Annotated in this window: 23 protein-coding genes, 1 tRNA gene and 1 riboswitch; of the genes, 8 read left to right on the top strand and 16 right to left on the bottom strand. The window is 43.6% G+C overall.

Annotation, left to right across the window (positions count from 1 at the left end):
• Positions 1–12 precede the first annotated feature (12 nt).
• Positions 13–94, bottom strand: a tRNA-Leu gene (locus tag O3Q51_04550).
• 106 nt (positions 95–200) lie between these two features.
• Here O3Q51_04550 and O3Q51_04545 point away from each other — a divergent pair.
• Genes O3Q51_04545 through O3Q51_04535 form a run of 3 tightly spaced genes read left to right on the top strand, consistent with a single transcriptional unit; the run spans position 201 to position 2,868 of the window.
• Positions 201–1,094: a flavin reductase family protein gene (locus O3Q51_04545; protein MCZ4408063.1), complete on the top strand. Its 894-nt coding sequence runs from the start codon at positions 201–203 to the stop codon at positions 1,092–1,094.
• A 13-nt stretch (positions 1,095–1,107) separates the two neighbouring features.
• Positions 1,108–1,476 carry a DUF3127 domain-containing protein gene (locus O3Q51_04540; protein MCZ4408062.1) on the top strand — a complete coding sequence of 123 codons (369 nt, stop codon included), beginning with the start codon at positions 1,108–1,110 and terminating at the stop codon, positions 1,474–1,476.
• Between the two features lie 3 nt (positions 1,477–1,479).
• Positions 1,480–2,868, top strand: coding sequence for a TIGR00366 family protein (locus O3Q51_04535; GenBank protein MCZ4408061.1), 1,389 nt, complete (start codon positions 1,480–1,482; stop codon positions 2,866–2,868).
• On the opposite strand, the gene O3Q51_04530 is transcribed toward O3Q51_04535, so the two are convergent.
• From O3Q51_04530 to O3Q51_04520, 3 genes are read right to left on the bottom strand one after another with little or no spacing between them, the layout of a single operon-like run.
• On the bottom strand, positions 2,865–4,064 hold the full coding sequence (locus O3Q51_04530) for an ABC transporter permease (protein MCZ4408060.1): 1,200 nt from the start codon (positions 4,062–4,064) through the stop codon (positions 2,865–2,867). The genes O3Q51_04535 and O3Q51_04530 overlap by 4 nt on opposite strands.
• Positions 4,051–5,133, bottom strand: coding sequence for a glycosyltransferase (locus O3Q51_04525; GenBank protein MCZ4408059.1), 1,083 nt, complete (start codon positions 5,131–5,133; stop codon positions 4,051–4,053). The genes O3Q51_04530 and O3Q51_04525 overlap by 14 nt, the downstream gene beginning before the upstream one ends.
• Positions 5,134–5,141: 8 nt before the next feature.
• Complete coding sequence (locus O3Q51_04520; GenBank protein MCZ4408058.1) at positions 5,142–6,047, bottom strand: hypothetical protein; 906 nt, start codon at positions 6,045–6,047, stop codon at positions 5,142–5,144.
• 21 nt (positions 6,048–6,068) lie between these two features.
• Between O3Q51_04520 and ruvC the strand changes: the two genes are divergently transcribed.
• Positions 6,069–6,620 carry a crossover junction endodeoxyribonuclease RuvC gene (ruvC, locus tag O3Q51_04515; GenBank protein MCZ4408057.1) on the top strand — a complete coding sequence of 184 codons (552 nt, stop codon included), beginning with the start codon at positions 6,069–6,071 and terminating at the stop codon, positions 6,618–6,620.
• Position 6,621: 1 nt separating this feature from the next.
• Here ruvC and O3Q51_04510 read toward each other — a convergent pair whose 3' ends face one another.
• The 6 genes from O3Q51_04510 to O3Q51_04485 form a co-directional block, all read right to left on the bottom strand.
• A complete protein-coding gene (locus O3Q51_04510; protein MCZ4408056.1) occupies positions 6,622–7,011 on the bottom strand; it encodes an HIT family protein in 390 nt (129 codons plus the stop codon).
• Positions 7,011–7,484 carry a transcription elongation factor GreA gene (greA, locus tag O3Q51_04505; GenBank protein ID MCZ4408055.1) on the bottom strand — a complete coding sequence of 158 codons (474 nt, stop codon included), beginning with the start codon at positions 7,482–7,484 and terminating at the stop codon, positions 7,011–7,013. Before greA ends, O3Q51_04510 begins: the two co-directional genes overlap by 1 nt.
• An 82-nt stretch (positions 7,485–7,566) precedes the next feature.
• The gene (locus O3Q51_04500; GenBank protein ID MCZ4408054.1) at positions 7,567–8,631 is read right to left on the bottom strand and encodes a PorV/PorQ family protein; all 1,065 of its coding nucleotides are present in this window, start codon (positions 8,629–8,631) and stop codon (positions 7,567–7,569) included.
• A 30-nt stretch (positions 8,632–8,661) separates the two neighbouring features.
• The gene (locus O3Q51_04495; GenBank protein MCZ4408053.1) at positions 8,662–13,077 is read right to left on the bottom strand and encodes a T9SS C-terminal target domain-containing protein; all 4,416 of its coding nucleotides are present in this window, start codon (positions 13,075–13,077) and stop codon (positions 8,662–8,664) included.
• Positions 13,078–13,104: 27 nt separating this feature from the next.
• Positions 13,105–16,878: a carboxypeptidase-like regulatory domain-containing protein gene (locus O3Q51_04490; GenBank protein ID MCZ4408052.1), complete on the bottom strand. Its 3,774-nt coding sequence runs from the start codon at positions 16,876–16,878 to the stop codon at positions 13,105–13,107.
• A gap of 279 nt (positions 16,879–17,157) precedes the next feature.
• Positions 17,158–17,475 carry a hypothetical protein gene (locus tag O3Q51_04485; GenBank protein MCZ4408051.1) on the bottom strand — a complete coding sequence of 106 codons (318 nt, stop codon included), beginning with the start codon at positions 17,473–17,475 and terminating at the stop codon, positions 17,158–17,160.
• 22 nt (positions 17,476–17,497) lie between these two features.
• Between O3Q51_04485 and O3Q51_04480 the strand changes: the two genes are divergently transcribed.
• Positions 17,498–17,944, top strand: coding sequence for a hypothetical protein (locus tag O3Q51_04480; GenBank protein MCZ4408050.1), 447 nt, complete (start codon positions 17,498–17,500; stop codon positions 17,942–17,944).
• Between the two features lie 134 nt (positions 17,945–18,078).
• Here the strand turns inward: O3Q51_04480 and ahcY are convergent, their stop codons facing one another.
• Positions 18,079–19,389, bottom strand: coding sequence for an adenosylhomocysteinase (ahcY, locus tag O3Q51_04475; protein ID MCZ4408049.1), 1,311 nt, complete (start codon positions 19,387–19,389; stop codon positions 18,079–18,081).
• An 89-nt stretch (positions 19,390–19,478) separates the two neighbouring features.
• Here ahcY and O3Q51_04470 point away from each other — a divergent pair, with 89 nt between their 5' ends.
• Genes O3Q51_04470 through O3Q51_04460 form a run of 3 tightly spaced genes read left to right on the top strand, consistent with a single transcriptional unit; the run spans position 19,479 to position 21,466 of the window.
• Positions 19,479–20,087 (top strand): 4'-phosphopantetheinyl transferase superfamily protein, encoded by a 609-nt coding sequence (locus O3Q51_04470; protein ID MCZ4408048.1) that lies wholly within the window; start codon positions 19,479–19,481, stop codon positions 20,085–20,087.
• Positions 20,088–20,102: 15 nt separating this feature from the next.
• Positions 20,103–20,849, top strand: a complete 747-nt coding sequence (locus O3Q51_04465; protein ID MCZ4408047.1) for a geranylgeranylglyceryl/heptaprenylglyceryl phosphate synthase — start codon at positions 20,103–20,105, stop codon at positions 20,847–20,849.
• Complete coding sequence (locus O3Q51_04460; GenBank protein ID MCZ4408046.1) at positions 20,846–21,466, top strand: thiamine phosphate synthase; 621 nt, start codon at positions 20,846–20,848, stop codon at positions 21,464–21,466. The genes O3Q51_04465 and O3Q51_04460 overlap by 4 nt, the downstream gene beginning before the upstream one ends.
• Here the strand turns inward: O3Q51_04460 and O3Q51_04455 are convergent.
• The 5 genes from O3Q51_04455 to O3Q51_04435 form a co-directional block, all read right to left on the bottom strand.
• Positions 21,463–23,766 (bottom strand): TonB-dependent receptor, encoded by a 2,304-nt coding sequence (locus O3Q51_04455; protein ID MCZ4408045.1) that lies wholly within the window; start codon positions 23,764–23,766, stop codon positions 21,463–21,465. The two genes, O3Q51_04460 and O3Q51_04455, sit on opposite strands and share 4 nt — an antisense overlap.
• A gap of 45 nt (positions 23,767–23,811) precedes the next feature.
• Positions 23,812–23,953, bottom strand: a riboswitch (TPP riboswitch).
• Between the two features lie 84 nt (positions 23,954–24,037).
• Positions 24,038–24,559: an AAA family ATPase gene (locus tag O3Q51_04450; protein MCZ4408044.1), complete on the bottom strand. Its 522-nt coding sequence runs from the start codon at positions 24,557–24,559 to the stop codon at positions 24,038–24,040.
• Complete coding sequence (gene pnuC / locus O3Q51_04445; protein MCZ4408043.1) at positions 24,556–25,134, bottom strand: nicotinamide riboside transporter PnuC; 579 nt, start codon at positions 25,132–25,134, stop codon at positions 24,556–24,558. Before pnuC ends, O3Q51_04450 begins: the two co-directional genes overlap by 4 nt.
• A complete protein-coding gene (locus O3Q51_04440) occupies positions 25,124–25,390 on the bottom strand; it encodes a YkoF family thiamine/hydroxymethylpyrimidine-binding protein (protein ID MCZ4408042.1) in 267 nt (88 codons plus the stop codon). Before O3Q51_04440 ends, pnuC begins: the two co-directional genes overlap by 11 nt.
• Before the next feature lies 1 nt (position 25,391).
• On the bottom strand, positions 25,392–25,817 hold the full coding sequence (locus O3Q51_04435) for a hypothetical protein (GenBank protein MCZ4408041.1): 426 nt from the start codon (positions 25,815–25,817) through the stop codon (positions 25,392–25,394).
• Positions 25,818–25,820 lie beyond the last annotated feature (3 nt).

Genomic DNA, 25,820 nt, shown 5'->3' with positions numbered 1-25,820 from the left:
CCCGAAGTGTTGTGCGGATGAAGGGACTCGAACCCCCAAGCCTCGCGGCACTAGATCCTAAGTCTAGCGTGTCTACCAATTTCACCACATCCGCTTTTTGCGCTTTGGCGACCGCAAAGATAGTTAGAAAGAATTATTCACAAAGCGTTCCGACAAACTCTCTAAGGAATTAAAGTTTTTACTTTTGCAAAAAACGGATTATGCGCAGTTTTATTCCTTCCGAATTAAGTGTTGCCAAGCTACACGGAATCCTTCTGGGATCAATCGGTCCGCGGCCCATCGCGTTTGCCAGTACGGTAAATAAGGATGGGGTTGTTAACCTTTCTCCATTTAGCTATTTCAACATTTTTAGTGCGAATCCTCCTATTCTTATTTTTTCGCCAGCTCGTAGAGGTCGAGACAATACCACAAAACATAGCTACGAGAACGCGAAAGTTCACCCGGAAGTGGTTATAAATATTGTGGATTATTCCATCGTGGAGCAAATGTCCCTTTCCAGCACAGAATATCCGGAGGGTGTGAACGAATTCGCGAAAGCAGGACTTACGACGATTTCTTCTGACATAGTCAAACCTCCGCGAGTAAAAGAAAGCCCTGTGCAGTATGAGTGCAAGGTGAATGAAATCGTGGAGCTTGGGAAAGAAGGAGGAGCTGGAAACCTGATCATCTGTGAGGTGGTGAAAATTCACGTGCGTGAAGACTTAATTAATGAGGAGCTTCAGATAGATCAAACAAAAATCGATACAGTGGGCCGTATGGGAGGAGACTACTACACCCGCGCACATGGCGAAGCCTTATTTGAAGTTGAAAAACCACTTAGAACAATGGGAATTGGAGTGGATCAAATACCATCTGAAATCAGAAATAGTGCTATCTTAACAGGCAATGACCTCGGCCGTCTAGGCAATGTTGAAGAGCTACCCAACGAGACAGATGTCAATGACTATAGATTAATCGAACTAAGCGATCTTTTCGTAGAGCTGGAAGATTCTCCACACGAGCTGGAGCGACGGCTTCACGAGAAGGCTCATGATTTATTAAGAGAGGGAAAAGTCAAAGAAGCATGGATGACCCTCATGAGTTTTAACAATTAAAAAATTACAAGTTATGTTTTCAATCAACGGAAAATTAGTAGTAAAAAACGGTACTGAACAGGTAACCGATAAATTCAAAAAACGCGAATTCGTCATTGCTGATGAAGGAAGTCAGTACCCCCAAGAAATTATTTTTCAGCTTACTCAGGATCGAGTGGATTTACTAGACCCTTACAATGAAGGGGATATGTTGAAGGTGAATTTCAATATCCGTGGAAGAAGATGGCAAAATCCGAAAACCGGAGAAACGCGTTTTTTCAATTCTCTCGATGCTTGGAGATTGGAAAAGGCAGAAACGGAGAAAATCGGTTCCGACCTTCCACCACTTCCACAAAGCGAGCCGGCTAATTTGGATGATGGCACCGATGACCTTCCTTTCTAGGTAATGTCTGTCGCCGGTCGTTTCGAACGCGCATTTCACAATCTGCTGCCATCGCCATTTACGCTGGCAGTAATATTGACATTTGCTGTATTTGGCACGGCTGTGTTTTTCTTTAAGCCATCAGGCGAAAACTTCTTAAATCATGGTATAGAAGTAGTCGGGTACTGGTATGACGGCATTTGGAACGCTCCGCTTTTGGTGTTTGCCTACCAAATGATGCTCATTTTGGTTTTGGGGCATGTCCTGGCACTGGCTCCACCGATAGATGATTTCATCAAGCGCGCAACAAAGTATTGCGATACCACTCCAAAGGCTGCTGCTATTATTACTGCAGCTTGTGTCATTCTTGGTCTAATTAATTGGGGACTAGCCCTGATTTTTGGGGCCATATTCGCCAGAAAAGTCGGTGAATATGCAGTTCAGAAGGGAAACAAAATCAACTACCCTCTGATCGGAGCTTGTGGCTACACAGGCTTACTGGTTTGGCACGGGGGAATATCAGGTAGTTCAACGATTAAAGCTGCTGAGGAAGGTCATTTGGCCTCCCTACTGGAGGGGAGCAGTTCAATAGATGTCAGCACACTTCCCACAGTCGTCGGATTTAGTGAAACGGTTTTTTCACCGATGAATCTATCCGTTTCGCTTGCGCTGATTTTGATTTTGCCGTTTTGCGCCTATGCCATCGGGAAAAACAGTATTTCAACCCACTACATACTTCATCATTTCAGGAAAAAGGAGCAGAAATCAGAGGCAAGAGGCTTCGCTGAAAAACTCGATTTCCATCCCGCTCTGTCGATGGTATTGGGACTTTCTACTCTTATAACAGCGGCCGCCATAGCAACCCATTCTATCCAATCAGGCAATGGGAATTTCGTAAATCCGAATTTCATCAATACCACCTTCCTAGGACTTGGGTTAATTGCTCATGGGAATTTGAGCAGCTTTGCCGAAGCTGTCGAAGACGCCATTGGCGGGGCATCGGGAATTCTAATCCAATTCCCGCTATACTTCGGAATTCTCGGGATCATGAAGGGTGCAGGAATTGTGGGTGATATCTCAGCTTTTTTCGTTTCGATTTCAAATCAAAACACCTACCCCATCTTTTCTTTCATCTCTGCCGGATTTGTGAATATCCTCGTGCCTAGCGGCGGCGGACAATGGATGGTACAAGGGCCCATTTTAATCGAAGCTTCGCAAAAAATGGGACTGGACATTGGCAAAAGCATCATGTCGATGGCTTACGGAGATCAGCTAACCAATATGCTTCAACCATTTTGGGCACTTCCTCTACTCTCTATCACAGGCCTCAAAGCGAGAGACATTTTGCCTTTCACTGTTTACTTTATGCTGATAGCAGCGGTGATCTATATCGCCGGATTGCTGGTTTTTTAAACGGATCGCTTGTCGAAGCTTTCGCGGAGCCCATTGCCAACGAGCATAAAAGCCAAAACCAAAACGACAATGCAGAGTCCAGGAAGAATCGCGAGATAGGCCAAATCGGTGGTGATGTATGGGTAGTGATCTTTTATCATTCGTCCCCAGGAGGCCATGGGGATTTGTGCCCCGATTCCCAAAAAGCTCAAGCCTGCCTCAAGCAAAATGGCTGATGCAAAATTAGCAGCTGAAATCACAATGACGGGTCCCATGACGTTGGGAACAATGTGGTTGAAAATTATTCGAGGATTGGAGTAGCCCAAGACTTTTGCAGCTTCAACAAATTCGAGATTCTTCACTGAAAGAACCTGTCCACGCACTACCCTGGCTACTTCTACCCACATTGTGAGGCCCACAGCGATGAAGACCTGTACAAAACCTTTTCCTAAGGCAAACGTGATGGCTATTACGAGCAGAAGTGTTGGAATCGACCAGACGACATTGATCAACCACATGATTAAATCATCCGTTCTGCCACCAAAATAACCCGCAATTGCGCCGAGAGTGACGCCGAGAAGTAAAGAAATCAAAACAGAAATGAGACCGACTGAAAGCGAAATAATAGTGCCCGCCATCAATCTACTGAGCAAATCTCTTCCGAATTTATCAGTCCCCAAAATAAACGTCTTCGTTCCAATATTCTCGTTGACCTTTTTTAGAAGTTGAGACCTCTCAATTTGGATGGACTCTCCCTGAATCGTTTCAAACTCATAGAATCCCACGTCCGTAACTTCGCCTTTTAAGGGGTAAACCACATCGGCCAGGTGGTATTTGAATGGCTGACCTACTACATCTGCAGCACCACCATATGTGAACCCGACTATGGAGTCACGTCGTATTTCTGCAGAATAAATAGGAATGGTTTGTTCTGAAGATTCTTTTCCTCCAAAGAACAGGGAGGATAACCAAGAGGACTGCTCGATAGACTTGTTCTTGCGCACTTCCAAAACATCTACGGTGAAACCAATACCTTTCTTTGCCAGGCTCACATTTTGACTATTGGCATCGGGTGAGGAATCGGGGCGAATGGTAGCTCCGAATATCGAAATGAAAGCTGCAATAAGAATGACCAGAAGCCCGAAAACAGCCGTCTTATTCCGCTTGAATTGCTTCCAGTTTCTCCTAAAAGGTGATTCCGACTTATCCTGCTGCATTGAGCTGTGATTTCTTGAATTGGAGCTTTCGATAGACTCCCAAAGCGATTAGGGCAAATGTATAGATAGGATATAGTAATTGAGACAAAGGCAGATATAAAAGTAAGTCTCTGCGTTGATAGTTTTTTGATACGATCCAGAAGAATATCCACTCTCCCAACCATTTTATAAAAAGTATGGCTAGGGCATCAGGCCATCTCAATCCAAGTAGCAGCGCGATCAACACAAACAAAGGGGTTAAATGAATAATGCCCATGAGAAAAGCAAGAAATTTATACTTCACATCGGGAACATCTAATGTTTTAGAAATCCATCTGGATCTTTGGCTGAGAAGTTCAATTAACTTTTCAGGAAAGGAGACCGTCACCAATGGCTCGACTGAAGCGACTTTCACTGCTTCTTTTCCAAACACCTCGGCGATGGCGAACATTCCAAAAATATCGTCTCCCGAAGGAATGTGGTAATCTTGCCTTTTCGTGTTTGCTTTCGAGAACGCATCTTTCAAAAAAAGCAGGCATGCTCCGTTGGAAAGAATCGGATTCCCTTTCTGAGCCATCCCAATACCAATGGCCTGAAGGGCGATAAACTCCAAGTCAAAAAAGGCGGCGACCATTCTTCCACGACGAGTAGGTGATAAGGAAAACAAGAACATCTTGCCTTGACGCACATCCAAGACGTCAAGAGCCCTAGAAAGTTCAGGAGTGATTTTCACATCCGCATCAAGCGTTAGGACCCAAGGATAACTGGCGCTTTCAACGCCCTTCTGAATGGCAAATTTCTTTCCTTCCCGATCCGATGAAATAATTCGAGCTCCCTCAAATTTTTCAACAATCGAAACCGACTCATCTTGTGAGTGGTCATTGATGAATAGAAATTGGACAGGGAAGGAAAAATTGACAGCTTTAAGCGATTCTAATAATTGAGGCAAGTTATTGGCCTCGTCGCGGAATGGAATCAAAATTGAAAGGCCCTCAATCTCTTTTGGCACTTGACTAGTCTCCATATCCGGGGCGGGCGCCAGGCTATAAAGCAGAAAAATAAAATAAAGACTGAGTAGAAATACCAGCATGTACATGGCTACGCTTCGAGCTTTTTAAATCCCGAATACACTGACCAGCTTAGAATCGGAAGGCCAATATTCAGCACCCACAGGCAAAATGCGGCCAAAGGTGCTCCGATTGGGTTTTCGAAAAACGATGCAAAAAACAGGACGGACAGGACTTCACGCACGCCAAGTTCGGACAGGAATGACCCGGGAATGTAAGACTGTATGGCGTAGAGTAGAAACACCCCTGAAAATGCTTCAAGTAATGTACCGCTAAAACCAAAGGCGAATAGCAAGATGACAAACTGAGTTGAAAAAATAGCATATCGGAGAGTCGCCCAATTGAATGCCACCAACAATTCAGTTCCTTTGACTTCATAATGCTTCTTACGCAAACGAGCAATTGGCCCTTTTCGAAAAATCAGCGCCACAGCCAAAGCGAAAAGCATTGCACCTGCCAAGACCATGTTCAAATTAACCGGCATCTCCATATTGAATTCAAACAACATGAGGCCAACACAACCAAAGAGAACGGTCACCCCACCTTGAAGAAAGGAGCCGGTTACCGTTGCTCCCATCGATCTTTTCTTTTCACCATAGGGAGCATACCTGAGTCGCCCCACAAATTCCCCTACCCGATTTGGTGTCCAGATTCCCACACTCATCCCTGCGAGCACGGAGCGAAAGGAATTCATGAAATCAATTCGATCTTTCCCAAACAGGCTCTGATATTTTGCGGATTCGGTGGATAAATTAAAGGCTGAGAGAAGCGCAGCAACCAAAAGAGGATAAAGCAAACTAACCTGAATCCAACCACTTGCGAACTCCAGTCCTTTGAATTTGAACCATGCCAAAGAACCCAGAAGTGTCAACGTGGCCAAACGAAGAGTAATGGAAACCTTGGGGTTCCGAAGGGCTATGGAAACTCTTTTATACATTTAGCCTTTAAAGGTAATGTTTTGAAGAAGGAGCGCATCATCTTGGGCATGGATCCGGGGACAACGATCATGGGGTACGGCATCATTAAGGTGGAAGGGAAGCGCTTTGAAATGTTAGGTTATGGAGTGATCAAACTCGGGAAATATCCTGACCATGCCGTCCGAATGAAGAAAATCTTTGATCGTGTTGTATCGTTGATTGACGAGTTTCATCCCGATGAACTTTCTATCGAAGCCCCTTTTTTCGGAAAAAACGTGCAGTCTATGCTGAAGCTTGGCAGAGCTCAAGGAGTGGCTATCGCTGCTGCATTGAGTCGGGACATGCCATACTGTGAATATGCTCCGCGAAAAATAAAGCAATCCGTTACCGGTAATGGTAACGCGTCAAAAGAACAAGTTGCGAAAATGCTTCAAACGGTCCTCCGGCTAAAAGAGTTACCCGATAGTCTTGATGCATCAGATGCACTGGCTGCGGCAGTCTGTCATGGATTTCAAGGAGGCAGCAAAGAAAAAGAGTCCTTCTCATCATGGAAGGCCTATTTATCAGCTAATCCTGGAAGAAAAAGAGGGTAAATTAAGCTTGACGAATTTTTTCTGCTAAATCGGACATGAAATCCGAATCCAATTCGAGTTTTGGCTTAGCAAAGTTCATATCAGAAACTGAATTCATCGGAATAAGATGAACGTGAGCATGAGGTACTTCCAGACCAATTACCGAAACACCGATTCTCTCGCATTCCACGACTGATTCTATTTTCCGCGCAACTTCCTTTGAGAAAACAAGAATCTCACTCAACAGCCCATCAGGCATGTCGAAAATGTAATCGATCTCTTCTTTAGGCACGATCAAAGTGTGACCCGCTTTAAGCGGATTAATGTCAAGAAAAGCAATAAACTTATCGCTCTCATGAACCTTATGAGATGGAATCTCACCACTTATAATTTTGGTAAAAATTGAAGCCATTATCGAGATATTTCCAATACTTCAAACTTGGCGAGTCCAGAAGGGATTTGAATTTCTGCAATATCTCCTACTGCCTTTCCAAGTAAACCCTTTCCGATTGGCGATTCAATGGAAATTTTTCTCAGCTTCAAATCAGCCTCATTTTCGGCTACCAGCGTATATGACATTTCCGCATTGTTGGCGATGTTTCTGATCTTAACTGTACTCAAAATGAATGCTTTCGAATTATCTATTTGAGATTCGTCAATGATCCTAGCGTTGGCAACAACATCTTCGAGTTTAGCAATTTTGGCCTCGAGATGACCTTGTGCCTCTTTTGCAGCGTCATACTCTGCATTTTCAGAAAGATCTCCTTTATCTCTTGCTTCTCCGATTTGCCTGGAGATGTCGGGCCTCTCGACTCTTTTCAGATGATCAAGCTCATCCTTGAGTTTTTGGAGACCTTCCTTAGTATAATAGCTTAATTGTGACATGTCAGTGTGGTATATATCAAAAAAGAGAAAACCCATTACAGGGCTTTCTCATTAATGCAAAGATAAAAAGTTATTCTGTAATCTACTCAGGCCGACCCAAGTGGATTCTAGCACCTATTGAATGAGAACCATCGAATGGCATGGTAGCACGGTAGGCATAATCTACGCTAATACGTGATCTCTTTTCACCGAATTCAAACTCAAGTCCGGCACCGGCTGAAAGACCAGTATAAACAACTCGACGATCGGCATCATTGAAAATATTCTCTTCGTAGTGGTAACCACCGCGCAAATAGAACTTTCTCAAGAAGCTATATTCAAGACCGAACAAGTAGTTGTCATTGTTAAAGGAATTCGCGATGAACGTTCCATGAGCTGTCAAATAGTGATTTTCGGGCAATAAGAAGTCATAGCTGAAACCTATCGATACAAGAGATGGAAGTTCATATTCAGCACTTCTCAACTCAGCTGTGAAAGCATATAAATCGTCGGGAGCTTCTGTTTCAAAACTCAACCCGTCTCCTTCAAAAGAAAGCGCAGGACCAACATTCTTCAACGTTATACCAAATTTAACTTGGTCTCTCTCCCCTGTTACGTACTTAATCCCTGCGTCTATAGCAACACCGGAAGCACTAAGGTCAGCTACACTTTCTGAAAGAATCTTAAGTGTAATTCCTCCATAAATGCTATTTGAGAAGGCTTTGGCAAAAGACAGTCCTAAATTCACCATGTTCACATTGAAGAAGGTTCCGTCTCCGTCCGGAGTCTCTGTCGTTGTACGTCTGATATCACCAAAATCCATTGCGCTAATCGAAATCCCCAATACACTTGTCTCACCTACTCTTTGGGCAATTCCTACGGAGTTTATCGCAACATCTGCCCCTGAAAGGTAGTTGGTATGTGTAAATGAAACTTCTGTTTGTTCGACAAAAGCTAGGCCTGCCACGTTTAAAAACATTGACTCAACCGGCGTTGCGTCAGCCATATTGGCACCAGAGAAGGCTCCACTGCGCGCCCAAGGATTGATCAATAACTGCAGTCCTCCCGCAGAGCCAGCGCGATCAGGGTTCCCTGCAAATACAGATGATGTAAATAAAACTCCTGAAAGAACCGCTAAGGTCAGGATTGCATTTTTATATCGATTCATCATAATCGTTTGATTGTAGGAAATAGATTCTTAGAGGTTTCTTAAGTCAGCAGGTCGAGTCGCCATGAAAAACTTCAGTACTCGCTCTCCAACGCCGGGAACTGACACGTGGATTAAGTAAATACCTCCTGCTACCGGAATGAACGCTTCGTTTCTAAGATCCCATTCCAAGAAAGTATTTGGATTGTCTTTTTCGAGAATTCGAATCAAAGTACCGTTAACTGTAAATACTTGAATTTTACACTCAGGAGGTAAGTTGATAAACTTCACCCTGTTGTCCACTCTACTTTGCTCATATGAGCTGTAAGCATAGTAAGGATTTGGTACAATGTCTATCAAATTTAATGATTCCTCGGCTACTACTTCTTGATTCACGAATACTTCTGAACCTTTGGTGCTGAATTCATACATGGGATACCACTGGTTATCACTTAATTCGAGTGATTCACCCGTTGGGATGTAAGGAAGTGATCCGTCTCCTAATTCATCCGCTGCCGTAGCATAAGGCTCATAAGGTCTGGCAACACTGGCTGAAATAATCACTTCACCAGGTACCAATCCATCTTGAGGACTTCGATACTCAAACCCTTGAGCTAAGAGCGGGAAACCTACCCATTCCAATCCTGCAAAAGTTCTACGTCGATCACTGGCACTTCCATCTGTAAAGGCATCAAACGCATACTTTCCGCCATCATACATCGGGAATTCGCCATCATCGTCTTTGTATAGAGCATTATTGTCGAATACGTAGAAGTAATGCTCGCCTCCTAAGAACAATTGCTGTCCGAGAGGAGAAGATATACGTGCCGATGGATTCCAGAGCATATCTCTACCATTATCAGCTCCAAAGAATGAATTCTCTGCGAAGCCCATGTTCAATCTTTCGCCAGTTTCAACATTGATCGCATAACCTGGAAAGTAACCCATTCCGAATGAGAGACCGACCAATCGGTATGGGAAGAATTCAGTATCTGATCCAACGCCCTCTACGATATTCAATGAAGGGTATTCACTATCAACAGCAATCAAGTAGGCATTGAGCTCATCTTCATCTAAGTCATCGATTAACTCATCTACATATTCTGTTGTGTAGACTTGTTCGCCAAAGTAGGTTGCTTCTTCCTCATTTACTCCATCCTGAGATTGGTTCAGACCATTCTTATCGACGGAGAGCGCTCCTCTCAATAGCATTTTTTCAACTCCTAATTGAGAGAAAGCGGGATCATGTTGCATCTCAAATACAGGAACACGAGTCCAAAGGGACTTGTCCGGAGTAATGACTACCTGCATTGAACTCAAATCAGTCATATCCCGATTTGAAGTATTTGTTCGAGATTGAGACTCAGCGATGGTATTGAATGCACCTAATCCACAGTTGTTCTGATTTACCAAGTGAGCAGGTGCAAAAGTTCCTCCTACTACATCTTCATAAACTTGTCTGTCATCAATACCCAACTTATCATCCCAGAAGGCATCCAGTGGAAGCGGATTCGGATCCTCGGGTGTCGGTTCCGGCAAATAACAAGGTTCATCCCCTTCAGGGTCTTCTGTTACGACAGTTCCCGCTCTAACCCAGTTGAGGTAAGTGAATCCTTCTTGGTCTGCAACACCTGACAACCATTCTCCACCTTCAGTGCTATATGAAACAGAAGAGTTTAGAAGTGCTGGCATAAACTTGGTGTTTTCAGCCTGTGGATTCGAGATTTCAAAATCATATTGGCCTATCTCTACGCTTATTCCATATTCAGGAACGATTTGTTCATTCGCTACACGTATGGTGTTCTCACTGAAAATTGTATCATTTGGGTTTGCTTTGTCGATCAAAAACCACCGAGCATCATCAAAATCGCCAGTATAGTTGCCTTCCTCATCCACATCGTTATAGAATTTCAAAACAAAATCGGCAGCTCTTACATTAAGAGGATCAACAACTTTGGCATTCAACGGTCCGAAACCAGTCTCGTATACAAGAGTATCAGCCTTATAAGGTGCACCAGCCATTATATTATTAATTGTACCCTGTGTCAACCTCAACTCATTTCCTCCATTACCCGTTCCTTCAATTCTGGTAATTGGTAAACCGTCTCCATAGCTGGAATTAGCAACCGTACCAAAAGTTCTAGGCGCTGGCTTAGATGGAATGGCCACGACCGGATTGATAGCACCGGTAGCGGAAGAGCGTCCGACCAAGTATGGAGAAGCCTGTCCCGTTGGATTATCAGGATCCGGATTGTAAGGCTCATACATGTTGTACCCATAGGCAACAGCCATGTAATAGTATTTTTTGAAATTAATGAGTCTATTGTCTCCTTGCGCAAAAAGATCATCAGTTACCTCAAACGAGTGAGAGATACCAACATTCTGACCGTTCACCTTCTCCCTTGGAACAGAAAGACCTATTTGCTCATCAAACTCATAATTTATGATTTGAGCGATAGGCTCTCCATTCTCATTAAAATCTTCAATATCAACTTGGAATAATAGTCTTGCCAATGAAGTTTCTTCCAAATCACCTGCCGACACTTCAGAGTCACGCAATTGATAAACTTGATACCCTTGGAAATTATAAGTGCGATCGTAAGGGTTTCCTTCAGTGTCAAACTCGGGAATCGTAGGATCGATCTCGAAATAAGCTTCGCCCAAGTTGTTACTTAATGCGTTGGTGTTCCTCAAATAGAAGATCAACGTTCTGTCAAGTTCTTGAACAGTCAAATCAGGAGCATCAGGACCACTCAATAGCCTGAAGCAGTTTTCAAACAAAGCCTGCGCCTTATCATCTGCAACAAACACACTGTTTACAGATGCGAAGGGCCCCCCTGAAGTTGCTCTTGCATAAACCGCTCCGACTGTAATGTTATTAAACTCTCCCGGATCGAGTGTAAAAGGACCCGCAGACTGAAGGAATCTTCTATCAGAAGCAGGGTTTCCCTCATTCTCTTCTGTCCATCCTCCTGCGGTGGAGTAGTTCGGATCTACGCCTCCTGTACCCCAATGAAGCGGGTCTGAGTCTCCCGGGAACATGAAGTCGGACCTAAGAGCGTTGGGGTTGGTTGGGGCATAACCCTGACCACCAAATGACATGGGAGTGTTATCTCTCCAAATTCCTTGCATCATTTGATAATACTCTACTGCTACTTGAGGACCTTGAGTAGCAACGGGTGGTTCAGAATTTTGGTGATACAAAAATCGCCTCATTCCAAAACGCTCATTATCAATAATAGAGTCTGGAAATGCATCGGCTTCATTTCTGTAACCTAATCCATTCAGAGCCTCGCCTTCTCCGATTCCGTAGAGGTTATTGATACCGTCAGGATCTTGGTAAGGTCCTTCAAAGAAATCAATTCCAATTGCAGGTGGTTGAGTTCCATAACCAGGACCACTCCCTGAGCTTCCGTCAAAGTTGGACCCGTTGTATGAATAACCTAAACCTCTTCCAACATCGCATCCTACATAATCGTCTTCAGCATTTCCCAAATCAGTATCTACCCATTGAGCAAAGAAAGTTTCTTCCAACGTCAATGAGCCCCTATTGATAAGGACATAGTTGCAAAAAGTCATGTTATTGATCTCGTCATTGGTGTTGAAGGCAAACATCTGTGCTTGGATTTCCATACCAATAGGGTCACCTTGAGATTCAGTGTGAATATTTCCTTTGTCATTAAATATCCAATACATCGAGAAGTCACCAAAAAGTGGAACAGGATCAGTAACCAACCTCGTCCTACAATCAATTTCAGAGTCCAAATCGTATAATGGATAATCTCCCTGTTGAGGTTCATATAGACCTGGTGTGGTTAGGATATCACCCGTTACAGGATCTCTCAAATCAGCAAAGGGTGCCAAATTGAAGCTTTGACCTAATCCCGTATTACCATGAGCAGGCCATTCAAGAATTTCAGTAGGAATTGAGTACCCATCCTCAAACAAAGGATCTGTGCTCGGGTCTATTCCTTGGTTAACCAGCGTGTAGAAGTAACGGTGTGTTTCCACTGCCTGACGAGACATATTGAAAAACGTGTCGTAAGCTTCACAAGTCGCATCGTCAATAGTTGCAGCACCATCATCCGTTAGGGGACCAGGCCAGAAGTCATTTCCGTTTTGACGGAATCGAACTGCTGCTAACTTCAAGTTACCCGCAGGATCAGTTCCTCCCATCCATAATGCACCCGCAAAAATCGCGTGATTTCCACCACCCGCAGGAACTTCGTAAAATGGCAAGCCATTCCCTCGGTCATACCAAGTATTTCCTCCGGTCTCAGCTGCAGTTCGCACATTATTGACGAAAAACTCATTCTGCGTTTGCGCAGGTGAACAAGTAGCTGCCTTGGCCTTCACATTGGCTTGGGATGAATTCGATTTAGGACCTAAATATTCTCGCGCTGATACGCTGGTAGTTAAGCCCAAGAGCAGAGCTGTAAAAATCAAGACGATTTTGGACACTCTCATAGTATTAGATTTAATGTTCATTCTTAATTAAAAGTCAAGTCTCACTCCCAACTGGATAGTTCTGGGAACAGAAAAATTAAATGGATTATTCACCTTCAAAGCATACATCTGACGGAAAGCTTCCGGATCAATTTGCGCCTCGATGTTAGGCTGGAACCTAGGTGATTCTAAATACCCGTCATTGTCAGGGTTTCCTGTGAATCGGTAAACATTGATAATGTTCATTGTATTCAAAACATTATTTACAAGTAGATAAGCATTAAGGAAAGCTGTTTTCTTCTCTTCACCTTTTCCAAATTTCAACTCCCATGATTTATCTATTTGAGCGTTCACATTAAACTGCCACGGTAGCCTAGAACCGTTTACCAATCCTTCTAGCTGTGGAGTACCTCCCCCGCTTTGAAGTTGAGTACCCGTAACTAATCTCTGCTGAGAGTATGGCGTTCCTGAGCCTAGAGTCCCCACAATGTTTAAGCCTGCATTTGCAAGTATTTGTTTACCTCCAATGGTAGGTCCATTGTAATCTGCTCCTGAACCATATCGATAGTCAAAAGTGGTAATCAATAAGTGTCTTTGGTCTCTACTTGTTGGGAAGATCACACGTAAGTTAGGTTCACCTGAATTAACTAAGTTGATAGCTGAACCTGCATTGGAACCCGTAGCAGAAGCGAACTGCAAGGTATAAGCAACACGCAGTGTTACATTACCTGTTCTTCTCAAATCATATGTTAACGTAAGTCCTTTTACTGTTCCGAAGTCAAAATTGTCGAAAGAGTTATAAGTCACAGGATATGCCTCTAATAAGTTACGCACTTGAATCTCATCACGCGTTTCACGATAGAAAGCTGCAATCTTTAGCGATGAAGTTCTAGACAATACTTGTTGGAAACCCAACTCGTAGTCAATGGTTCTAGTAGGGCGCAAGTTTGGATTCGCGATAGCTGTTTGACCAATATTCTGAATAAAAAGGTAATTGATCGGGTTATTTATATTCTGCCCTGTAGGTCTCTGCGTCAACACGTCATAGTGAGCAAAGAAAACCGCCTCATCCGAAATAGGGAATGAGAAAGAGATACGTGGCATTATATTCCACTGCGGGTCGTAATCTTCAAAAGCACCTGAATTCAGGTTTTCTCCAACTGCGTCAGGATCAGCTAAAAGAGGAGCGATACCAGAGTTCGTTCTAATAGCACGTGGATCAGGAATCTCAACACCTTGAGCATTGTACCAAGTGTTACCATCGCGGTATCCGTTAATGGCCGTTGGATTTTGAAGATCGTTCACATAAACAACCCAATCGTCTCCAACAACTGATGGATGCTGACGGATCTCATCAGGAAGCAATCTTCCACCCTCACCACTATTTCTTGTGTCTTGCACCGTCAAAGCTTCTCCGATCACAAACTGATCTTTCAACACAGACTGGTTGGCATCATAACGGTCCACACGAAGCCCAACATTGAAGATGATGTCATCGAAGGTGAACTTATCCATGATATAACCCGCGATATATATCGGCTCAAAAGCACCTATTGGTCGAGTGAAATCACCGTTCTCATCTCTTTCAGTGAAGAAGTCATCAATGGTAGGTCTTCCACCCGTTAGCCGGTCACCTTTGTAGTCATAACCGTAGTACGAAACCAAATTATTTCCTTGATTCAATAATTCGTCGGCACTGAACATGTCGAGTTCGAAAAGCTCAGGGTCAAGAGCATCAACGTAGATGATATCATCTCCGTTCGGATTGAGTCCAAGAGATGTTCTCAGATTTCTATCAAAAGTCTGTTGATTATCTAAACTGATAATTCTGTCATAAGTAAAGAAAGGATCGACACCCAAACCTGTAAGTGTATCAGAAGGTACGCTCGTATCAAACTGCTCCAAATGGGCATTGGTGTATTGACGCGCTAAATTCCATAGTCCGATAGGCGCAACACTGAAGTTCCTTTCTGTGTATTGCTCGAATTCAAATCCAAGCGTAATGGCGTGGTTTCCGATATCGGCCGAACCGGAACCGGTAATCCTAAATTGATTGATGTCAAACGTTTGATAAGTCCCAAAAGGTGAACCTATTGGGTTATACAAGTTGAATATAGAACCAGGAGTTCTTCCGTTTCTTAAACCACCGGAAGCATCAATTTGATTTTCCGTAACCACAGGGATACCGTTTGCGTCAAAAAATTGAAACAAATCGGAAGTGTAAGAAGCCAAATCAGAATTCACGTCGCTTGGAGTGAAAATAATCTCTCTGGGAACGAACCCATTTTGATAAAACCCTGAAGTAGTTAGGGAATCGTTTGCTTGGATGTACTGAAAGAAAGGCTCCTCAATTGTCTCAAACTTCCCTACGTATCCATAGTTAAAAAGATTATCCTCATGTCTCGGATCTTGAGTACGCCCGTTAATCTGGCTATAATCTACCATGAGCGAGTAGAAAGCATTCTTTATCAATCCACCCTCTTCTTCTTGGCTATTAGCAAATCGCTGAGTGAATCTTCCAAAAATTCTAAAGGTCTGATTGATGGATTCACCGTTATTCGCTGAATTGAACAAACTATTGTTGTAGCTCCAGTTTTTATTCGTAGAATAATCATAAGTACCCCCAAATGATAAATCAATATTCGGAGTCGTTGCAACATCTAGTTTCGTTGTCAGAGATACAGCTTGAAGTCTACCGTTTTGACGAGCAGGAATCTCCTCCCAATCACTAGATCGCAAGAACTCAGCGTTATTGTTTGCTTGTACTTGGTCTAAGAATTGGCTGGCGTCCGCAGGGTTTCCATCTTCGTCTATAAATACACCACCCTGTCCTACGGCTGTTCCACCGTCTTGCAAAGTGAAGTTCAAAGGGTCAGCGACCAAACGATTTCGAACATCCTCTTTAATACGGAATGACCCTGTGGCTAGTGGACGTGTGTCCATAAAGTTTCGGTAGTTGGCAGAGAGGAAGAAACCCAGCATTGGACGTTCCTTTTCTCCCGCAGCATTCTTTTTCCAAAGAAGTGGCCCGGAGAGAACTCCTTCGATTTGTGTTTGAGAGTAGCGGTCAAGACCTACACCGCCACCATCTTGATTGGCAAAACCTGAGGTTAAAATATCAATACCTCCAAACCACTGACTGCTTGCACCACGAGTAGTAATTGCGATAATACCTCCAGTTGCATCTCCGTAGCTGGCTGGAATACCACCCGTCATTACTTGCACTTCTTCAATAGCGGCTTTCGGTAAGTTGGTGTTACCTCGAATCTTGATTCCGTCGATGTAGTAAAAGGTGTTTCCTTCACGCGCACCACGTATGGATGTTCCGTTACCATTCTGCTGAACTCCTCCAACCGTAGCGGCGATAGAGTTTGCACTTCGACCGGGCATCTTCTGGATATCCTCACGACTAACGGTACCTCCTGAAGAACCACCATCCTTATCAATAAGTGGAACACTATATTCAACAACTTCAAACTCTTTCAGCTTAATACCTTGTTCAAGAGGTATATTCACGAAAGTGATTTTATCGTTATTAATTTTTACCCCTTCGATTTTCTTGGCATTGTATCCAACGTAGGAAACGAGGACATCATAAGTCCCTGGAGGAATTGGTTTAATGGTATAGTTTCCGTCAAAATCCGTGGCACTTCCGGTAACCTGTCGGTCTCCTTTTTGAAGTACAATATTTACGAAAGGGAGGGGTTCTCCCGTCTCTGAATCTGTTAGTGTCCCCTTCAAGGTACCCGATCCAACCTGGGCAAACAGTGAAGTAGAGAATACAAAGAATACAAATCCCAGTAGGTAGAGGTTACGCACCATAAATCTCGGTTTACAATTTTTAACTTTTTCGCAACAAGGCCGTAAATATATAGAATTTTGATTCACTTCAGCAAAGCGCCAACTGCGGCTCAAAAATCATAAAACATTTAACAAACCAAGCTTCTGACGGCTAACGATTAAGGGTCGAAATGAACCCCAAGCAGAGTGTAATTTTTCTCTTTCGAGACTCCAAAGATAAGGTGAGAAATTCGTTCTCAACAAGAAAAACCCCTAAACGAATTCACAAATCTTTACATCTCAGGGGAATCCTAAATAGAATTAGCGAGGCTTTTTGGTGAATAGCCGAGTGAAAAATCCGTCCTCGTTTCTATCCCTTTTCACGCGTCTCATTCGGCGCTCATTCTTTTTCATTCGCTTCTTAGTCTGCTTGGTCTGAAGCTTTTCGTGCTTCTCACGTCCTTTTTCTATAGCTTCAGCATCTTGCTCCTCTCTATCGTCTTGAAGCTTTTTAAACTCCTTGTATTGCTTCTTCGTTTTGACTCTCTTTTCTTTTTTTTGTGCTGAGGCACTTATTGAGATCAACAACCCTGAAATGACAATAATTAAAATGCGAAGGCTATTTTTGCGTTTACTCATGATGACTCGAAGATATACAAGATTGAAACGTCTCCTAACTATTGGAAGTCTTCCGCTGATATTCATATTTATCATAACGACAGGCTGTCGCGATGACGACGATGAAAATGAAAGAGTCCCTATTATTCAAACTGATATTACCCTAAACTTAAATCTGCCCGAATATAACATTCTCCTCAACCCGGGAGGTTGGCTTTACTTAACGGGAGGATCCAGGGGGATTATTGTGTATAGGGTAAGTAATGATGAATTTTCAGCCTTTGACCGACATTGCACATTTAATGTGCCCGAAGCATGTAGGGTTTATGTAGACGAAAACTCAGGCCTTACTGCAAAAGATACGGTATGTTGTGGCTCTGTTTTTGAAATCATTACGGGGAACGTGGTAGAAGGTCCTGCCCAATTTCAATTGCAACCATTTCAGACTCAGTTTAACCAGAACTCAGATCAACTTAGGATATTCAATTAAAGCTTAGAGATGAGAATACTTTTTGATTCGATAAGCCGAATACTGAACATGCTGACTTTTAATAAAAAGAAAGTACAAGAAAAAAGGCCGCTTCGATTGAAGCGGCCTTTTACTTTTATACGGAATACTATCTTTTAGTATCGGTACTCGTCTGTTTTGAATGGACCTTCGACTGTTACACCGATATAGTCAGCTTGCTCTTTGCTAAGCGTTTCAAGTTCAACTCCGATTTTACTCAAGTGAAGCATGGCCACCTTCTCATCCAAATGCTTTGGCAAAGTGTATACTTTGTTCTCGTACTGATCGGTGTTGTTCCACAATTCCATTTGAGCCAAAGTTTGGTTCGTGAAGGAATTTGACATCACAAATGAAGGGTGTCCTGTGGCGCAACCCAAGTTTACCAATCGACCCTCAGCCAACAGGATCAAGTCTTTTCCGCCCAATGTGAACATATCTACTTGAGGCTTAATATTGGTATGCTCCCAATTTTTCTTCAGGTAAGCTACGTCAATTTCATTGTCAAAATGACCAATGTTGCAGACAATCGCTTTGTCCTTCATTGCTTTGAAGTGCTTCTCGCTGATGATGTCCTTATTACCTGTGGCAGTAACAACGATGTCAGATTCAGCTACAGCATCTATCATTTTCTTTACCTCAAAACCATCCATAGCAGCTTGAAGCGCACAGATCGGATCAATCTCGGTAACAATAACGCGAGCACCAGCACCTCTCAATGAAGCAGCAGAACCTTTACCCACATCTCCGTATCCGGCAACCACGGCAACTTTTCCGGCCATCATCACATCAGTAGCACGACGGATCGCATCTACCAATGATTCTTTACATCCGTACTTGTTGTCAAACTTAGACTTGGTTACAGAGTCGTTCACATTGATTGCAGGCATCGTAAGTGTTCCGTTACGCATGCGCTCATACAGACGGTGAACACCTGTAGTCGTTTCTTCTGAAAGACCTTTGATAGCATCTACCAGCTCAGGGTAGTTGTCCAATACCATATTAGTAAGGTCACCGCCATCGTCCAGAATCATGTTCAACGGCTGCCCGTCAGGGAAGATGATCGTCTGCTCGATACACCAGTCAAATTCTTCGTCGGTCATACCTTTCCAAGCATATACAGGAACGCCCGTTTCAGCGATAGCCGCGGCAGCGTGGTCTTGAGTAGAGAAAATGTTACAGCTGGACCAAGTCACATCTGCTCCCAATTCCACCAAGGTCTCAATTAGTACTGCAGTTTGCACAGTCATGTGAAGACAACCCGCGATGCGAGCGCCTTTCAATGGCTTCTCCTTTCCGTACTCTTCTCTCAATGCCATCAATCCGGGCATTTCAGCTTCTGCAAGCTGAATTTCTTTTCTTCCCCAGTCGGCTAGGGTGATGTCCTTAACTTTATAAGGTAACTTTTGTGTTTCGGCAGAATTGCTCATTCTTTTGTAATCTTTTTGATTTCGAGGCGCAAAGATACGAAGAACCTTGAAGTCTTCAATCGACACCTTAATAATTAGATATTTGCACGATGCCACTCCACTATCACAGGTCTCATTCAGATTGCGAAGTCACCCTTTGGAAAATCACGGAAGAGGCATCTTATTTTAGAAACAAACTAATTGACGAAGGGTTCCCGACAGAAGTGGGAGATAGGATAAAAAGACCCGAGAAGGCACTGCAGTGGTATGCTTCGAGATTTCTGCTTATCACTTCTCACCCCGCAGCGATCGACTTTTACAAGGAGCGTAAACCCCATCTTTATAACGGACCACAAATTTCATTTTCACATTCAGATAATGTGGTGGGTCTTATGCTTTCGCAAAAAAATGCGGGGCTTGATGTACAGGTTTTCAATGATAAGTTGAAAAAAATTCAAGACAAATTCACGAATTCTGAGGAGTTGAAGCAGATAAAAGCCCCTTCAGAATTGGCTGCACTTTCTCTCACTTGGTCCATAAAAGAAGCCGTTTTTAAATATTATGGTACAGGAGTTCCTTTCAAAGCGGTGATTATTGAAAACCACGACCCCGTTACCAACACGGTAAATGTCAGCTTGCCACGCCAAGACAGAACGGCCGTTCATACTCTTTTTGGCGATTTTCTCGATGACCTGAGTTTGGCGTATGTGCTCGAATAGATACTTTTGGGCTAAATGATGAAAATCCTCGACTCTATAATTCATGCAAAAGCAGAAGGCAAGAAATTGCTAGCTCTTTTAATTGACCCTGACTCAATTCAAAACTCAGATCAGGTGATGGATGTGGTGAGAAAAGCCGAAAATGCTTCCATTGACTTTATCCTCTTTGGCGGAAGCCTCATTACGAAAAATGAGGAATTTGATTCCTTAAAGATGATCAAAGAGATTACAACCATTCCTGTGATCTTGTTCCCATCGAGTCCTGCTCAAATTCGCACAGAGGCAGATGCCATTCTTTTTTTAAGTCTATTGAGCGGAAGAAATTCCGAATACTTGATTGGGCATCACGTGGCGGCAGCACCTTTGTTGAAAAACGCGTCATTGGAAATTCTTCCCACTGGATACCTATTAATAGGTTGCGGAAGACCAACCACCGCTGAATATGTCAGCGGCACCCAACCGATACCCTATCACAAACCTGGCATAGCCGCAGCGACAGCCATGGCTGGAGAAATGCTCGGACTGAAACTCATGTATCTCGATGGTGGCAGCGGAGCCGACAAGGCTGTGAGTCCCAAGATGATTTCTGAAGTAAGGAAATCCATAGACCTCCCGTTAATCGTAGGAGGCGGAATCAGAAGTGGTGCAGCGGCCGCAAAAGCATTTGAAGCAGGAGCAGATATGATCGTTGTTGGCAACGGAGCAGAAGAGAATCCCCATTTGATTCAAGAATTGGGTTTATTAAAAACCCAGTCGACATGAAAATCGTTGTCGTATCCAGTCCAAAAGATCAGCCCGATGAAATCGTCGAGGTGATCAGAATGTTTGAGGCAGGATTGGAGCATTTTCACATCAGAAAACCAAGGTTGAACCGTAAAGAATTGACGGAGTATATTAAGTTGTTTCCAGAAAAATACCGAAAGCGTTTGGTCATACATAGCTACCACGGTCTAGCTGCCAGTTTAAAACTGGGAGGAATTCACTTGAGTAGAAAACACAGAAAGCGCGGGAAATTTTACGGGTTCCGCCTTTACTTAAAAAGGAAATTCGATAAAAACCTTTTGGTGACGCGAACCTTTCACAAGCTTACAGACATCACCAACGAAAAGCGCAAATACTCTTACACTTTTTTGAGTCCTGTTTTCGATAGCATTACGCACAGCACCTTGTCAGGAGGATTCAGCAAAAGAGCGCTGCTCATCATGATTCCACAAGCCAGACAGCCCGTTTTTGCCTTGGGTGGTGTAGATGCTGAGAGAATTCCCGAAATAGCCGATTTAGGATTTGAAGGAGCGGTGCTCCTCGGTTCGGTTTGGAACTCGGAAGAAGCACCGCATATCGTTTTCAAAAAGGCCTTGGAAGCTGCTGATGCTTTCTAAAATCGCATTGTCAGCGTTGCAAATACATTTCGCGGTGGCTGAACAAAAAATCCAGGACTGAAGGTGCCCTCAAAATTATCAATAGGAGCACCATTGGTATAGTAGAGGTTGTCAAAAACGTTGTTCAAGTCTACTTTGATTTCATACTTTTTCAGGATAGTATACCTCACGCCTACGTCGGCCACGAATGATTCAGGGATGATCAATTCAGAATTGTTGGTCAACTCCAAATAGCTTTCGCTCAAATAGCGCGCTGAGAAATAGACAAAGAGATCCTCGATAACTTCTACTTCGAGGCTGGCACGAACATTCCATTCAGGACTCAATATTGGGGTGATGTCGGTAAAGGTTTCATCACTGTCGGTGGGAATATATTCAGAAATACGGCTCTGCATATAGGTCGCATTTCCAAATAACCTTAGTATCGGAAGTATACGGCACGAATAGTCCAGTTCAATACCGGTTCGGTAGCTGGATTCTTGATTTTCATAAACTTGAACGAACCCTTCCGGAATAAAAGCTCCAATAGGAGCAATCTCATTTTCAAATTGCATAAAGAAGAAATTCGCGTTCACGGCGAAACTCTGACCTTGAAGCTTGGCTCCTACCTCCAGATCATTCACATATTCGGGCTTTACCGAATTTTCATTTTGAGCAATACCGATGTTCCCCGCGTTTATTTGTGTTGAACCAAGAATATCGAACCTCGTTGGTTCGCGACCCGTCCGTCCAATCGAGGCGTATCCGCTGATCCGATCGGTGAACGCATACGTTACTCCAGCTCGCGGGTTTACAAACAACCACTCACGATCAGGAATGGCAGTGTCAGACCCAAGAAATTCGCTATCAGGTGTTAACGCCAATTGCACTGCACGAATCTGTACATCTCCAAATACCGTTAACGATCCAAATGAGTGGCGGGCTTTCGCAAAGGCAGCGAATTCGTTTTTCCGCGACTCATCTTCATAATAAGGATTGTCGTAATCGGGAATAATCTGCTCGATGTTCTCACGGCCGAATGTATATCCATGCAGGCCAAAATTCATTCGAGTTTTATTGTCATCCGACCGGACATTGAGCTGCGACATAGCTCCAATGTGCTGGTTGTATAGCGGATAATTGATTTGTGTAAACGCACCAGCCTCATCCTCAAATCCAAAAGGGAAATCGCCACCAGCTCCGTTAACATAAACTGTGCTGACTAGAGATATTCGCTTGTTGATTTCGTAATTGTGCTGAAACTGCGCCATCCATTGCCCGAAGTCATCCACATCGTTTGGCGAGATATAGTTGGTTCTGGGATTATTCCGGATGTCCTCAATGGAAACGGGGGAATAGCCGAGTTCATTCTGAGATCGACCAACGAAACCCGTAAATTTCAGAGTATGCTTTTTGGCAAAATAAGCTCCTGAAAAGAAAAACGATCTCGAATCTGTACCCGTGTTATCTCGGTACCCATCTGAAGTCATTCCAGCATATCGAGCGTAGAAAGCCAAATTGTTTTCCATTCTGCCTGTTTGCACTTCGGCGCTGGCGCGAAAGGTGTTGAAGGATCCGCCAGTGAGCTGCACCTGAGCCGAAGGAACGGTATCGTATACATTGATCGATTCAAAGTTGATAGAACCCGCATACGACGATGTTCCGTTGGAGCTCGTTCCAGCACCTCGCTGGATTTGAACCGATTGAATACTATTTCCAAAATCTGTGAAGTTTGAAAAGAATACTCCTTGGTCAATCATGTCGTTCAATGGAACTCCATTGAGGGTCATATTGACCCGAGTTTGATCCATTCCGCGCAAACGGAATCCCGCATAATTCGAGAAATTCGTTCCACTTTCAGAATAGGTAACGATGGATGGAGATAATTTTTCCAATAAAAACCCCGCGTCCTGCCCTTGAAAATTTGACTCGATGGTCTTGAGGCCACGTGTCACTTGCGAGACGGGCTCATCCGCCTCGGCGCGCACCGCTGTAATGGTGACGCCTTCAGAAACATAGGTACTGGATTGCATCACAACATCCACAACCGCAACGCCCGAAAGCGTGACCTCTTTCTTCACAGGCTCCATACCTAAATATGAAAACAAGAGGGTATAATCTCCAGACTTCAAATTGGAGAATTTGTAGGCTCCCTTAGCATTGGAATAAGTGCCAAGCGATTTACCATAAATTTGAACAGTAGCCGCTACCAGCGGATTACCGTCCGCATCCATCACCGTTCCTTGGATCAGATCTTGTCCATTTGCTCCTGCAAACAGGAACATCACAGCCGCTATGGCTGAACTTAATTTTTGAATCATTTCAATTAATTTTTTAGTTGAGGTCTCGTGCTTGGGGGCAGTCGATAACCAAAACAATTAGCTCCCTACGCCGGCATTATCCGGATCAGGTATATGTCCTCTACGATTTGAGGACATAGGGTATGATCTCAGCCTTTATGAATGGTCTCGTTTGACCGTTTCGTGTAAGGCACCCCTGTGAGATGGGTCAAATGTAATCGGTTGAAATTTCAAATCAAGGATTTTGACATAGAAAAGTGGTCGATTGTTTTTTTAAGACTATTCTGCATGTTTAAACCAACTTCAGCCTTTCTAAGGCGCTGACTGCTGAATGAAGTCGTTCATTCTCCTCACCTTCTACGATGGAATAAGAGCAGCGACCGCTTTCCAATTCATTTCGGTAAAAAGTGAATAAAACATTCCGCTCTGCGTCAGATGGACTTTCGCGAAGAGGGTCTAATGACCACGGTAGATCGGGCTTGCAAAGCAAATAGTGATCGTATTTTCTTTCGCTCATGGCTTGTTCGATGACATTAGAAACTCGGCCGAAGCGAAATTTCGACCAGATTTTTAGAACCAACATATCGGTATCGAAGAAGCAGATTCTTTTGGCCGCAGCCAAGGCCTTTTGTTCCTGGGCTATTTGACCTCGACAAATCTCATCCAAGTCTTGGTAGGCATATTCGGGCCCGTTCTTTTCCAAATATATGCGGGCATACTCGGGGGCATGCGTCGTATCGAAATGTTGTGCTAAGGCTTTCGCCAAATCAGACTTCCCGCTGCTTTCAGGACCTGTGATAGCAATGCGAATCATGAGGTGAGGGTTTGTTTTTCAAAATCTTTTCGCCAAGCGAAATAACCGTAAACGGCCAAAACAGTGTAGACCACTGAAAGCATTGCATAGACATTGAGATCGCGAGAATAATAAAGATAAATGGTTAAGGCATTGATGCAAATCCAGTAAAGCCAATTTTCGATGATTCTCTTGGCGACCATCCAGGTGGCAATGAAGCTAAAGATGGTGGTGAAGGAATCAAGCAGTGGCATCTCAGCATCCGTGAATGTCTTCAGAAGAAAAAAAAGCCCAACGGTAGCGGCATATCCTCCAAGCAGAATACCCAAGTGAATCGGAATAGTCAAGGTTCTGATTTCAAATTTGCCGGAATCGCTTTTTCCTCGATTCCAAGCCCTCCAGCCGTAAAACCCCATGATAACGTAATATGTGAATAGCACCGACTCGGCATAGATTTTCGAATCGATAAAAAGCCAAATGCTCAATGCAGATCCGATAATTCCCAATGGCCAACACCAAATATTCTCACGCGCAGCCAATATCACGTATCCGATGTTGAAAGCCACGGCGGTATATTCAAGCGTTTCAGGCGTCATAACTATAGCCCAAATCGAGATCTGCCTGCAAAACCTTCATCACGAATGAGGCTTTCACTCCGTTTTTATAAACCTCCTTGGTCGCATTCTTCAATGTCTCGAACACCAAATCATAATCGCCTTTCACCTGAGTGCTCATAGCATTTACACGAATCACCAATTCTGATTCTCTGTGAAGCAAAGCGAGAAAAGCTAGAATCTGCTCTTCGTAATCTTCGCGCAATGGATACATGGATACTTCTACTGTAGCGGTCATATTATTTGCAATTGCAAGGTGATGAAAAGAATATTTTTACTTGCGGGTATTGATTTCGAATAGCCTTCTGATCCGACTTATTGATTTTGGTAAAGCGCAGGTCGATCTTCTCCAAATGATCCAGGCCTTCCGGTAGAGAATTGATCTCCGTTCCGCGCAAATCGAGCCGTCGTAATGACTTGAGTTGATTGATTTCTTCTGGAAGAAAAGGAAGTGCTGTGTGCTTGAAAGAGAGCTCTTCCAACCTCTTTAAGCTCAGTATTCCGTCAGGGAGTTTGACCAATGGTGCATTCTCAATTTTGAGAGAAGTCAAATCCATACTTCTTACACAAGCGGGAAGATTAACCAATGAAGCCCTCTTGATTTGGAGCTTCTCAAATGAGCAATCGCAGAAATGATCCAATTCGGCTGCTTGCTGACCTTTCAAGGA

It is taken from the genome of Cryomorphaceae bacterium 1068, assembly GCA_027214385.1.
Classification (GTDB): Bacteria; Bacteroidota; Bacteroidia; order Flavobacteriales_D; family Cryomorphaceae; genus JAKVAV01.
This window is presented reverse-complemented; position numbering and strand designations above follow the sequence as displayed.